The sequence below is a fragment of the Mycobacterium sp. D16Q16 genome (genome assembly GCF_002013745.1).
Lineage (GTDB): Bacteria > Actinomycetota > Actinomycetes > Mycobacteriales > Mycobacteriaceae > Mycobacterium.
Genome location: NZ_MAEY01000001.1, coordinates 398,728 through 412,208 on the forward strand (window position 1 = coordinate 398,728; position 13,481 = coordinate 412,208).

Here is a 13,481-nt window from a genome sequence, read left to right on the forward strand (position 1 = left end):
TAGTGTGCGGGGCCGTGCGAAGGATGGATTTGGTGGGCGCGCTGACTGTGCTGCCGGCCGTGATCGTGCTCGCCTCGGCCTGCACCGGCGGCGACAGCACGGTGTCCAAGACGCCGGCCAACACCATCACATCCCCCTCGCCACCTCCCGGACCGTTGGGTTCCGCGACCAAGCCCCAACCCCCGCCCTCAACTAAGGACGACTGCGCGATCAACCTGAAGGATCCGGCCGTCGCGGCCGCCGTCGCGGTCCTACCCCCCGGCCCCAATAGCGAGGCCACCTGGAATCCGGTGCCCGTGGCGGGCAACTACAACAAGTGCGCCCCGTTGTCGGCAGTCATCGTCGCCGCGGACACCCACGAGCCCGCGCCCCCTACCCGCGCGGTGTTCTTCCACCTGGGCGGCGTGATCTCGCACGGTGTCCCCGACACCTACGGATACAACGCCATCGATCTATCGGCGAGCACCTTGGACACCGTGGTGCTCAACTTCTCCAACGGCATCCCCGGACTGGAGAGTGTGGTGTCCTTCCGCTGGAACGGATCTGGCGTGGAAAAGGTGCAACAGGCCGCACAGTAGGGCGTCTTCGTCGGTGCGAGCACCTACAGTGATCGGGTGTTCGTCCTCGACGGCCGGGTCGTCTACAGCGCTTCGGATCTTGCCTCCGCGGCCCGCTGTGAATACGCCCTGTTGCGGGCGTTCGACGCCAAGCTCGGATGGGGACCGGCTCCCCCTCGCGATGATGAACTCCTGGCGCGCACCGCGATTTTGGGGGACGCCCATGAGGCCCACCACCTTGCCGAGCTGAGGAAGCGCTTCGGTTCCGGGGTGGCCAGCATTCCCTTTCCCCCCACCTTCACGCTCGACGGACTCCATGCGGTCGCCGCTGCGACGAAACGGGCCTTCGACGACGGGATTCCGGTGGTGTACCAGGCCGCGATGTTCGACGGCCGGTTCCTCGGTTTCGCGGACTTCGTGGTCCGGGAGGACCAGACATATCGCGTCTGTGACACCAAACTGGCCCGCAGCGCCAAGGTGACGGCCCTGCTGCAGTTGGCGGCATACGCCGACAGCCTGATGGCAACAGGTGTGCCGGTGTCCCCGGAAGTGCGGCTGATCCTGGGCGACCGTTCCGCCGTTGACTATCCCGTGGCCGATCTGGTCGGCGTGTATCGCCAGCGGCGAATCCAATTGCAGGGCTTGCTTGATCGCCATCTGGCAGGCGGTGTTCCGGTGCAGTGGTCCGATGAGCACGTCCGCGCCTGCTTTCGCTGTCCCGTGTGCGATCCGGAGGTCGAGCGCACCGATGACTTGCTGCTTGTCGCGGGCATGCGGATCAGTCAGCGGGCGGCACTGCTGGACGCCGGGGTGAGCACCGTCGCGGAGCTTGCCGCGGGCCCCGGCACCGTCGCCGACATGTCGGCGCGCAGCCTCCAGCAATTGGTGGCACAGGCCGAGTTGCAGGTCCACCAACGAGACAGTGGCACACCACAGTTCCAGGTTGCTGATCCGATTCCGCTGGGCACAATGCCCGCCCCCAATCCCGGAGACATCTTTTTCGACTTCGAGGGAGATCCGCTGTGGACCGAGGACGGCGTGCAGTGGGGGCTGGAGTACCTGTTCGGCGTGCTCGAGTATGACCGGTCCGGCAAGGAGAAATTCCGGCCGATGTGGGCTCACGATCGCCACAGCGAGCGAAAGGCCTTGATCACCTTCCTGGATCTAGTGGCCAAACGCCGCCGCCGTTATCCGGGGATGCACGTCTACCACTACGCGGCGTACGAAAAGACCGCATTGCTGCGCCTTGCCGGCCGGTACGGCGTCGGCGAGGAACAGATCGATGAGCTCTTGCGCGACAACGTACTGGTCGATCTCTATCCCGTGGTGCGCAAGAGCATTCGATCAGGTTCCAGCGGCTACGGGCTCAAGGCATTGGAGCCGCTGTTCATCGAATCCGGAAAGCGCTCCGGGGACGTCACGACTGCGGTGGATTCGATCAACGAATACGCGCGCTATTGCGCACTGCGCGATAGCGCTGACCCGGCGGCGCAGGAAGTACTGGACTCCATCGCCGAGTACAACCGTTACGACTGCGCTTCGACGCGCAAGCTCCGGGATTGGCTACTGGTGCGGGCTTTTGAGCACGGCATTACCCACCTATCCTCTTCTGCCGCTGTCGGCGACAAGGAGGAGCCGGAGCCCGATGAGATTGGCATGGCGCTGGCGGCATTCGTGGGAGATGCCGGTCCGGCCGATCGTAGCGCCGAACAAACCGCGGCGGCCATGGTGTCGGCAGCACGCGGATATCACGCTCGAGAGCGAAAACCATTCTGGTGGAGCCACTTCGACAGACTGAACAACCCAGTCGACGAATGGGCGGATACCGCTGGGGTTTTCATCGTCGAGGGCGCCCAGTTGGTCGAGGACTGGCATAAATCTGGAAGTCAGCGCAAGCTCCGACGACATGTGAAACTGACGGGCGACCTCGCAGGGGGTGTCCTCGACGACAGCGTCTACGCGCTCTATGAACCGCCGGCACCGATGGGGCTCGGCGACGGGGACCCCGATCGGCGGGCGTCTGGATCGGCGACGGTGGTGGAGGTCACCGAATCCGGCGGGGTACCCGTAGAGGTGACGATCCAGGAGCTCACCCCGAAGAACGGCGAGGTGTTCTCCGAGATGCCGATGGCTCTTGCACCGGGCCCGCCGGTGATGACCAAGGCATTGGAAGCCGCGATCGAGCAAGTCGCCCTGGACGTTGCCCACCGTCTCCCTGAGCTTCCCCATACCGCATCCCTCGATATTCTGTTGCGCCGCAACCCACGTGGCGGGCCGCTGCCGTCGGTAGGCGACGACGGGTATGCGGGAGCCATCACTTCCGCCTTGCGCAATCTGGACTCGTCATACCTTGCCGTACATGGCCCGCCGGGGACCGGTAAGACCTTCACCGCGGCACGCGTCATCGCCGAGCTGGTGACGCGGGAGGGCTGGCTTGTTGGCGTGGTAGCCCAGTCTCATGCCGTCGTGGAACATCTCCTGGACCAGGTCGTCGCGGCGGGCGTACCGCCCGAGCGAGTCGCGAAGAAGGCATCGCCATACAGCGGTGATGCCGCGTGGACTCAGATTCGGGATAGCGACTATGCGGGCTTCATCGCATCCCACGCCCGCGAAGGCGCGGTCATCGGAGGCACCGCATGGGATTTCGCGAACACCACCCGTGTCGCCGATGGGGTGCTACGCCTGCTGGTCATTGATGAGGCCGGCCAGTTCAGCCTGGCGAATACGCTAGCGGTGGCACGGGGAGCGCAGAACCTGCTGCTACTCGGCGATCCGCAGCAGCTGCCGCAGGTGTCGCAGGGTGTGCATCCGGAGCCGGTGGACACCTCCGCGCTGGGCTGGCTCGTGGAAGGTCATGGCGCGCTGTCCATCGACCGTGGGTACTTCCTGGAGCGCTCATACCGGATGCATCCCGCACTATGTCAACGGGTTTCGGAGCTTTCCTACGACGGTGAACTTGAGTCCGCTGCGCCGGCACGCACCTTGGCTGGACAGGATCCCGGAGTACGGACGCTGCTGGTCGACCATGACGGGAACGCGACCAGCAGTCCACAGGAGGCCGAGGCGATCGCTACAGAAATCGCAGGACTGATCGGGGCGGACTGGACCGACGAATCCGGCACACGGCCGCTGGCGCAGTCCGACGTGCTGGTGGTGGCTCCGTACAACGCGCAGGTGTTGGCTTTGCGGGCCGCGCTGGCCGCTGCCGGATTAGGCGAGGTGCTGGTGGGGACCGTGGACAAGTTCCAGGGGCGCCAGGCGCCGGTTGTGTTCGTGTCGATGACCGCCTCGGCCGTCGATGACGTGCCGCGCGGTATGTCGTTCCTGCTGAACAGGAACCGGCTGAACGTGGCGATCAGCCGAGCGAAGTTCCAGGCGGTGATCGTCAGGTCGCCGGCACTGACCGAGTATCTGCCGGCCACCCCCGACGGACTCGTCGAGCTCGGAGCGTTCTTGGCCCTAAGTCCAGACCGGACCAATGACGCCGTGCCACACTGAGGTCCATGTCCTCGCTTGTGGATGACCTCGTCCAGATAGTCGGCGATCGGTACGTCAGCACCGATGCCGACGTGCTGGCCGGCCGTACGATCGACCACACCGGCCGCTACCGCGGCACCGCGAGCATCCTGATCCGGCCCGGCTCCGCCGAGGAAGTCGGCGCAATCTTGAAGGCTTGCAAGGCGCACGGCCACCCCGTCACCACCCAGGGCGGCCGCACGTCGATGGTCGCCGGGACCGTTCCCGAGCATGAGGACGTTCTGCTATCCACCGAGCGGCTCACCGAGATCGGCGCCATCGACACCGTCGACCGCCGGATCCGCGCCGGATCAGGTGTCACCCTGGCAGCACTGCAACAAGCCGCCGCCAAGGAGAACCTGCAATTCGGCGTCGACATCGGCTCACGCGACTCGGCCACTCTGGGTGGCATGGCATCCACCAACGCCGGCGGCCTGCGCACGGTGCGTTACGGCAACATGCGCGAGCAGGTCATCGGCGTGCAGGTCGCTCTCCCCGACGGATCAATCATGCAGCGCCACAGTGATGTTCGTGCCGACAATACGGGCTACGACCTCACCAGCCTGTTCGTCGGCGCCGAGGGCACCCTAGGCGTCATCACCGCGCTCGAACTGCGCCTGCATCCGGTCCCGAAACACAGCGTCGCGGCGATCACCGGGTTCGACCACCTGGATCAGCTGGTCGAGGCAAGCCGGATCTTCCGTGATCTCAGCGGAATTGCCGCACTGGAGCTCATGGACGCCAGGTTGGGCATTCCAAGCCCCGTGGACAATCCATGGCTGCTGCTCATCGAACTCGCCCGCGATAGCGACCCCACCGAAGATCTCGCCGAAGCCCTCGAGGCCGCCGGTGTGGCCGAGCGGGCCGCCGTCGGTTTGGATGCCAACTCCCGTGAACGCCTTTGGCAGGTACGCGAATCCATCGCCGAGGCGCTGGGAACGTACGGGCCGCCGCTGAAATTCGATGTAGCACTGCCGCTGACACACATCGGAGAGTTCGAGCGACGTGCCACCGCACTGATCGCGGAGAAGGTCCCCGACGCGATACCTGTCTTGTTCGGTCATGTCGGGGAGGGCAATCTGCACTTAAATGTGTTGCGCTGCCCTGACTCCACCGCGTTGTATCAGCCCATGATGACGCTCATCGCCGAGCTGGGCGGCAATGTCAGCTCAGAGCACGGAGTCGGGACAATCAAACGCGACTACCTCAGCATGGCCCGTACCCCCGGCGACATTGCCGCTATGCGGGCCGTCAAGGCAGCTTTCGATCCCACTGGGTTCCTGAACCCCGCGGTGTTGTTCGGGCGCGGCCCGGAGGGAAACGGTGCTGCCGGGCGAGAGTCATGACGCTCACCGTTGACCCCGAGAAGTTCAGCCGGGAGTGGTACGCGGCGTGGAACGCACACGACATCGAGGCGGTGCTGGCGCATTTCCACGAGGACGCGGTCTTTACCTCCGCCTATGGCGCCGAGATAGCGCCAGAGACCGGGGGCATCTTTCGGGGCAAGAAAGCGATCCGTGACTACTGGGCCGAAGCCCTCATCCGCAACCCGGATCTGCACTTCGAGCCCGTCGGCACCTACGTGGGCGCAAGGGCTATGGTCATCAACTACCGAAACCACAAGGGCGGCCTCGTCAACGAGGTCTTAATCTTCGACGGCGACAGCGTGATCGAGGGACACGGCACGTACCTGTGAACCGGTCGGCCGCATGAACAGTGCTGCCACCAAACCGATCACCAACGCAGCCACACCCAGCAGCATCGACTGGGACATCGCCGCCGAGTACGGCGCGCGCAACCCGGGCGGCAGCACCCCATCTGGCGCGGAATCGATCGAAGAGGACGGCATTGCGGACATGTTCGCAGCCAGCCGCGCCGTCATCAACGCGCCCATCGCCGAGCTGCCCACCACTCCTCCGACCTGGCGCAGCGTGTTGTAGACGCCGGACCCGGCACCGGCCACCGCGGATGGCAGGTTCCGCGTCGCGGTGGTGGCCAAGGGCCCCCAGATACACGCCATGGCAGCACCGATACCCGCTGCGGGCAGCATGAGCTGCCACATCTGAGTTTCCGGCCGCATCATCGCCGTCCACCACAACGTCGAGGCGATCATCAACGCGATGCCGCCGCCGATCAACACCGATGGACGCACCCTGTCGACAAGCCAGCCGGACACCGGCGCCAAGATCGCGCTCACGATCGCCGTCGGGGCCTGCGTCAGCGCCGCCTTGGTCGGTGAAAATCCCAGCGCCAATTGTGTATAGAACATCATGGGTAAACCGGTGGAGATCACACAAAAACTCATCGAGGCGATGCTCACACCGGCGAGCGAGAAGTTGCGGTCCGCGAACAGCCGCAGCGGAATCAGCGGTTCACCCCGATTCGCCGACTGCCACCACACGAACACGCCCAGGGCCGCCAGACCGGCCGCCATCATGCCCCATATCCCCGGCGCCCAGTGGAAGCTCTCCCCTTCCTGCAAGGCGAAGACGAACGCGAACATGCCTGTGGCGGAGAGCGCGATACCCACGAGATCCAGTCGATGAGGGTGCGTCGGCATGCGCGGGATATAGATGGCGCCCAGGATGATTCCTAGCACCCCCACCGGGACATTGACGTAGAAGATCCACTGCCAACCCCACCCGTCGACCAACACGCCGCCGGCGACCGGGCCGACCAGCGTCGCGATCCCGGCGACCGCGCCCCACACCCCCATGGCGGTCCCGCGCCGCTGCGGTGGGAACACCCGTTGCACCACCGTGAGTGTCTGCGGGGTCAGCATCGCCGCGCCGAGCCCCTGCACCACGCGCGCCGTGATCAACCAGCCGATCGATCCGGCGAGCCCGCACCACAGCGAGGCGGCGGTGAAGACGGCCAGCCCTGCCAAGTACATGGACCTCGGGCCGAACTGATCGCCGAGTCGCCCGGTGGTGAGCAGTGGCACCGCGTAGCCCAACAGGTAGGCGCTGGTGACCCACACCGTCGCCGAGTAGTCGGCACCGAAAGCGATCTTGATGGCGGGATTGGCGACCGACACGATCGTCGAGTCGAGCAAGATCATGAACAGGCCGAACAGCACCACCCACAACGTCGTCCACGGTCGCGGATACTCAGACTGCACGGCTACGGAATCTCGTCGTGGTTCAGGTGGTGACACGATTTCTCACGACGGCCAGCCCCACCAGAGCCAGCACAACCCCGATCGTCATGACGACAGCCACGGCGAGTGCGTTGTTGCCCAATGCCCCCACCAACGGCGCGATCACCGCTCCCACGCCGAACTGCGAGGCGCCCAGCACTGCCGCCGAGGTGCCGGCCGCCTCGCCATGACGAGACAGGGCCAAGGCCGGAGCATTGGGAATGACGAAGCCCATAAACGCCATCAGTGTCCACACCGGAGCCACGAAGCCGACCAGCCCACCGATACCGAGCCCGGCCAGTACCAGCAGCACCACCGCCGGAATCAGGGCCAGCGACAGGCACCACTGCACGATCTGTTGCGGTTCGAACCGCTTGAGCAGCACCACGTTCAACTGTGAGGCCGCGACAAACGCGATGGCGCCGGCGCCGAATGCGATCGCGAACACCTGCTGATTCATGCCGTACTGGCCCTGCAGCACGAAGGACGCACCCGAGATGTAGGCGAACAGACCCGACAACGACAGCCCGGCAACAAGCACCAAGACCACGAAAACCTTGTCGCGCAGCAGATCGCGATAGGTCTGCAGAATTCCCCTCACCCGCAGTGGACGCCGCGCACTCGGAGGCAAGGTTTCCGGCAGTGCCACTACCGCAAGGATAAGAAGCAGAACCCCCAGACACGACAACGCGGCGAACACGTTCTGCCATGACCCGTGTACGAGCACGGCCGCACCCAGCGACGGGGCCAGGATCGGCGCGATGCCGATCACCAGTGTGAGCCGGGAGATCACGGTGGCGGCCGCCCTATCGGTATAGAGATCCCGTACCACGGCCATCGCCACGACCATGGCCGCCGCGGCACCCACCCCTTCAATCGCGCGGAGCACACCCAGCACCACGATGTTCGGGGCGATGGTGATGGCCAGCGACGCCGCGATATGCAGGGCCGCCCCCGCGATCAGCGGCAGGCGCCTGCCGAGCGAATCCGACAGCGGACCTACCAGGAGCTGCCCCAGCCCCAGCCCCAGCAGCGTTCCGGTGAGCGTCAGCTGCGTCAGGGTCGAGTTAACGTGCAGATCCGTCCCGATATCGGGCAAGGCCGGGAGGTACATGTCGATGGTGAGCGGCCCCAGGGCAACCATCGCGCCCAGCACGGTGATGAGCCACGCCTTGCCCAGCCGGGTAGCGGGCGGCGAGATCGCATCGGCCGGTGCCGCAACGCCCACCGGTTCCTCCGTGGTCGTCTCACTCCGGGCAGCAGTCACCTCAGTCTTCAGCGCGCGCACGCGACAAAACCTTCCCTTTCCTAACAAATGTGAGCTGCATCTCACCGACTCCACCCCGCGACAGAATGTGATCGCGTCCCCCGGATCCACCCCGCCGTTGTCACACGAGACCGACGGCCGTCAACGAACTACAGCTTGCCAGTTATCGAAAACACACCCGCCGGGCTACCTGTTAAGGAACGAAAAGCGCTCGTCATTCGTCTTCACTACTGTGAGGCCAAATATTCGCTCACAACAATGTGGACCCCATCCAGCCCACCGCACTGAAGGAACACACGCCGATGAGCACTCGCATCACCGAACCGCAGCGGCAGCTCGCCTTGAGCGGTAAGGGCAAGGAACCCAAACTCGGGGCTTCCGGCAAGCTTCTCTCACTCATCCTGGACCAGAGCACCAAGGTTCAGGAACCCGCGGTCCGTGCGTATGTCCAGAAGCTACGCGCCACCCATCCCGGCGCCACACCCAGCGACATCATCACCATGTTGGAGAAGCGCTACCTGGCGACAGTGATAGGCAGTGGTGCAGCTGTCGGCGCCGCCGCCGCGTTCCCCGGGGTTGGCACTCTGGCCGCATTGTCGGCCACCGCCGGAGAGGCCGTGTTGTTCCTGGAGGCGACATCGCTGTTCACGCTGGCGCTGGCAGCGGTCCATGACATCGAGCTCGCCAAGATCGAACACCGGCACACGCTGGTGCTCGCTGTCCTGCTGGGTGAGGACGGCGAGACGACGGTGTCGGACGTGCTGGGCAAGGAGCGCACTGTCGGAGGCGGCTGGCTGGCCGAGGCCACCTCAACGCTGCCGGTGCCCGCGCTGAGCCATCTCAATGCCACCCTGCTCAAGCGGTTCACCAAGAAATTCGCGGTGAAACGCGGTGCGATGGCGTTTGGCAAGCTGTTGCCGGCCGGGATCGGCGCCGTCATCGGCGCTGGCGGTAACCGGTTCATCGGCAAACGGATAATCACCAACGCACGTCATGCCTTTGGGACTCCCCCGGCCGTATGGCCGGTGCAGTTGCGCCTGGTCGCGCCCAAAAGCTAGCAACGCACGGGGGTGGCTGTTCACGGTGCGGCCACCCTTCGGCCATCAGTGGCGCCGATGATGTCGCCTCTGTCATATCACCGTGACACCTCACCCCCGTTGGCGACGCGTTAGCCTGGTACCGGTCGCTAAACGGACTGAATATCGAACGAGACGGAGCGAGGCGAAGACTGCCGTGAACGGTTCAAATCCCCAATTCGGGCAGAATGAATGGCTGGTCGAGGAGATGTACCAGCGATTCAAGGAAGACCCGTCCTCGGTGGACTCCAGCTGGCACGAATTTCTCGCCGACTACGTGGCCGAGCCCGCGACCGACGCCGGCAACGGCCACGCCGCCGCGGCACCCACTCCTGCCCCGGCAGCCGCGCCTGTAGCACCAGCCGTACCTGCCACACCGGCACCGGCGCCGGCAGCTGCAGCACCCGCAGCACCCGCAGCTCCCGCGGCCCCAGCAGCTGCGCCGGCGGCCGCCCCGAAGCCTGCCCTTCCGCCGGTGCCCTCAGCCGAAGGTGACGAGAGTCAGGTGCTGCGCGGCGCCGCCGCGGCCGTCGTCAAGAACATGTCGGCTTCGCTGGAGATCCCGACCGCGACCAGCGTCCGGGCCATTCCCGCCAAGCTGATGATCGACAACCGCATCGTCATCAACAACCACCTCAAGCGCACCCGTGGCGGCAAGATCTCCTTCACGCACCTGCTGGGCTACGCCATCGTCCAGGCCGTCAAGGACTTCCCAAACATGAACCGGCATTTCGCCGAGGTGGACGGGAAGCCCACTGCCGTAACGCCCGCGCACATCAATCTGGGCCTGGCCATCGACCTGCCCGGCAAGGACGGCAACCGCACACTCGTGGTCGCCGCCATCAAGGGCTGCGAGACAATGGCTTTCGGCCAGTTCATCGCCGCCTACGAGGACATCGTGCGACGGGCCAGGGACGGCAAACTGACCGCCGAGGACTTCTCCGGGGTCACCATCTCGTTGACCAATCCGGGCACCATCGGCACCGTGCACTCGGTGCCCCGCCTCATGCGCGGTCAGGGTGCCATCGTCGGTGCCGGCGCACTGGAGTACCCCGCGGAGTTCCAGGGCGCCAGCGAGGAGCGCATCTCCGATCTGGGCATCGGCAAGCTCATGACGCTGACGTCCACCTACGACCACCGCATCATCCAGGGTGCCGAATCCGGCGACTTCCTGCGCACGGTGCATCAGCTGCTGCTCTCCGACGACTTCTTCGACGACATCTTCCGCGAGCTGGGCATCCCCTACGAGCCGGTGCGCTGGCGCATCGACAACCCGGACTCGATCGTCGACAAGAACGCTCGGGTGCTGGAACTGATTGCGGCATATCGCAACCGGGGCCATTTGATGGCCGATACCGATCCGCTGCGCCTGGACAAGACCCGGTTCCGCAGCCACCCCGATCTGGATGTACTCACCCACGGCCTGACGCTGTGGGATCTGGACCGCGAGTTCAAGGTCTCGGGGTTCAAGGGCCAGGAGTACATGAAGCTGCGCGACGTGCTCTCGGTACTGCGCGACGCGTACTGCCGGCACGCCGCGGTGGAATACACCCACATCCTGGAACCCGAACAGCAGAAGTGGCTACAGGAGCGCATCGAGGTCAAGCACGATAAGCCGACAGTCGCCGAGCAGAAGTACATCCTCTCCAAGCTCAATGCCGCCGAGGCGTTCGAGACCTTTTTGGCCACCAAATACGTTGGACAGAAACGGTTCTCGCTGGAGGGTGCCGAGGGTGTCATCCCGATGATGGACGCCGTCATCGACCAGAGTGCCGAGCACAGCCTCGACGAGGTGGTCATCGGCATGCCGCACCGCGGCCGTCTGAATGTGCTGGCGAACATCGTCGGCAAGCCGTACTCGCAGATCTTCACCGAGTTCGAGGGCAACCTGAACCCGGCGCTCGCGCACGGCTCCGGTGACGTGAAATACCACTTGGGCGCCTCCGGCACCTACATCCAGATGTTCGGCGACAACGACATTGAGGTGTCGCTGACGGCCAACCCCTCGCACCTGGAGGCCGTGGACCCGGTGCTGGAAGGCCTGGTGCGCGCCAAACAGGACGTCCTCGATGTCGGCACCGACGGTGGCCGCTTCACCGTGGTGCCTCTCATGCTGCACGGTGACGCCGCATTCGCCGGACAGGGCGTGGTGGCCGAAACCCTGAACCTCGCCAACCTCCCCGGCTACCGGACCGGCGGCACCATTCACATCGTGGTCAACAACCAGATCGGTTTCACCACCGCACCGGAGCATTCGCGATCCAGCGAGTACTGCACCGATGTCGCGAAGATGATCGGCGCACCGATCTTCCACGTCAACGGAGACGACCCCGAGGCGTGCGTGTGGGTGTCACGACTCGCCGTCGACTTCCGGCAGAAGTTCAACAAAGACGTCGTCATCGATCTCGTCTGCTACCGCCGGCGCGGCCATAACGAGGGCGACGATCCCTCGATGACCAACCCGCAGATGTACGAAGTGATCGACACCAAGCGCGGTGTGCGCAAGACCTACACCGAATCCCTGATCGGCCGCGGCGATATCTCGATGAAGGAAGCCGAAGACGCCCTGCGCGACTACCAGGGCCAGCTGGAGCGGGTGTTCAACGAGGTCCGCGATCTGGAGAAGTACCAGCAGCGGCCCAGCGAGTCGGTAGAAGAGGACCAGCAGCTGCCGCAGAAGCTGGTCACCGCCGTCGACAAGGCACTCCTACAACGCATCGGCGACGCCTTCGTGTCGTTGCCGGAGGATTTCACCGTGCACCCGCGGGTCAAGCCGGTGCTGGAGAAGCGTCGCGAAATGGCCTATGAGGGCAAGGTCGACTGGGCGTTCGGCGAGCTACTTGCCCTCGGCACCCTCGTCGCCGAGGGCAAGGTGGTGCGGCTCACGGGCCAGGACTCCAAGCGCGGCACCTTTACCCAGCGCCACGCCGTGATCATCGACCGCCACAACGGCGACGAGTTCAGTCCGTTGCAGCTGGTCGGCGTCGACGCCACGGGCAACCCCACCGGCGGGCGTCTCGTGGTGCATGACTCATCACTGTCCGAATACGCTGCCGTCGGCTTCGAATACGGCTATTCGGTGGGCAATCCCGACGCAATGGTGTTGTGGGAGGCGCAGTTCGGCGACTTCGTCAATGGCGCACAGTCCATCATCGACGAGTTCATCTCCTCCGGAGAGGCCAAGTGGGGCCAGCTCTCCGAAGTGGTGCTGCTGCTCCCCCACGGCCACGAGGGACAGGGCCCCGACCACACCTCGGGCCGCATCGAACGGTTCCTGCAACTGTGCGCCGAGGGGTCGATGACGGTGGCAATGCCGTCGACACCTGCCAACTACTTCCACCTGTTGCGCCGACACGCGCTGGACGGCATCACCCGGCCGATGGTGGTGTTCACACCAAAGTCCATGCTGCGCAACAAGGCCGCCGTCAGCGACATCAAGGACTTCACCGACCGCAAGTTCCGCTCGGTTCTGGAAGAGGCCACCTACGAGGATGGCGTCGGCGATCGCAGCAAGGTCCGCAGGATCCTGCTGACCAGCGGCAAGCTGTACTACGACCTACTGGCCCGTAAGAATGCCGACAACCGCGACGACGTCGCGATTGTGCGCATCGAGCAGCTGTATCCCATCCCGCGCTACCGGCTGGAGGAGACCCTCGGCCGGTATCCGGATGGTACGCAGTACATCTGGGTGCAGGAAGAGCCTGCGAACCAGGGCGCATGGCCGACCTTCGGCTTAAACCTGCCCGAGGTAGTACCGCGCCTGACCGGCCTGACCAAGATCTCGCGCCGGGCCATGTCGGCACCGTCCTCCGGTTCCTCGAAGGTGCATGCCGTCGAGCAGCAGGAGATCATCGACGAGGCATTCGCTCCCACATCCGAGTAGGAGTGAGCGAACCCAAGGTCAGGCCCGCCCCTTAGGGGGTGGG

The 13,481-nt window shown here is 65.0% G+C and carries 8 protein-coding genes; 6 read left to right on the top strand and 2 right to left on the bottom strand.

Annotated elements, in window-relative coordinates; translation table 11 throughout:
* Nucleotides 1-23: 23 nt before the first annotated feature.
* Genes B4394_RS01890 through B4394_RS01905 form a run of 4 tightly spaced genes read left to right on the top strand, consistent with a single transcriptional unit; the run spans nucleotide 24 to nucleotide 5,769 of the window.
* Nucleotides 24-578, top strand: a complete 555-nt coding sequence (locus B4394_RS01890) for an LppP/LprE family lipoprotein (protein WP_078313971.1) — start codon at nucleotides 24-26, stop codon at nucleotides 576-578.
* Nucleotides 579-614: 36 nt separating this feature from the next.
* A complete protein-coding gene (locus B4394_RS01895; RefSeq protein WP_078313972.1) occupies nucleotides 615-4,055 on the top strand; it encodes a TM0106 family RecB-like putative nuclease in 3,441 nt (1,146 codons plus the stop codon).
* Between the two features lie 5 nt (nucleotides 4,056-4,060).
* A complete protein-coding gene (locus B4394_RS01900) occupies nucleotides 4,061-5,419 on the top strand; it encodes an FAD-binding oxidoreductase (RefSeq protein WP_078309558.1) in 1,359 nt (452 codons plus the stop codon).
* Nucleotides 5,416-5,769: a nuclear transport factor 2 family protein gene (locus B4394_RS01905; protein ID WP_078309560.1), complete on the top strand. Its 354-nt coding sequence runs from the start codon at nucleotides 5,416-5,418 to the stop codon at nucleotides 5,767-5,769. The genes B4394_RS01900 and B4394_RS01905 overlap by 4 nt, the downstream gene beginning before the upstream one ends.
* On the opposite strand, the gene B4394_RS01910 is transcribed toward B4394_RS01905, so the two are convergent.
* Nucleotides 5,719-7,194: a DHA2 family efflux MFS transporter permease subunit gene (locus B4394_RS01910; protein WP_139359860.1), complete on the bottom strand. Its 1,476-nt coding sequence runs from the start codon at nucleotides 7,192-7,194 to the stop codon at nucleotides 5,719-5,721. The genes B4394_RS01905 and B4394_RS01910 overlap by 51 nt on opposite strands.
* A 22-nt stretch (nucleotides 7,195-7,216) precedes the next feature.
* Nucleotides 7,217-8,500: a multidrug effflux MFS transporter gene (locus B4394_RS01915; protein ID WP_078309563.1), complete on the bottom strand. Its 1,284-nt coding sequence runs from the start codon at nucleotides 8,498-8,500 to the stop codon at nucleotides 7,217-7,219.
* 281 nt (nucleotides 8,501-8,781) lie between these two features.
* Here B4394_RS01915 and B4394_RS01920 point away from each other — a divergent pair, with 281 nt between their 5' ends.
* Nucleotides 8,782-9,537 (top strand): hypothetical protein, encoded by a 756-nt coding sequence (locus tag B4394_RS01920; protein WP_078309565.1) that lies wholly within the window; start codon nucleotides 8,782-8,784, stop codon nucleotides 9,535-9,537.
* A 175-nt stretch (nucleotides 9,538-9,712) separates the two neighbouring features.
* Nucleotides 9,713-13,438, top strand: a complete 3,726-nt coding sequence (locus tag B4394_RS01925; protein WP_078309567.1) for a multifunctional oxoglutarate decarboxylase/oxoglutarate dehydrogenase thiamine pyrophosphate-binding subunit/dihydrolipoyllysine-residue succinyltransferase subunit — start codon at nucleotides 9,713-9,715, stop codon at nucleotides 13,436-13,438.
* The last annotated feature ends 43 nt before the right edge of the window (nucleotides 13,439-13,481 follow it).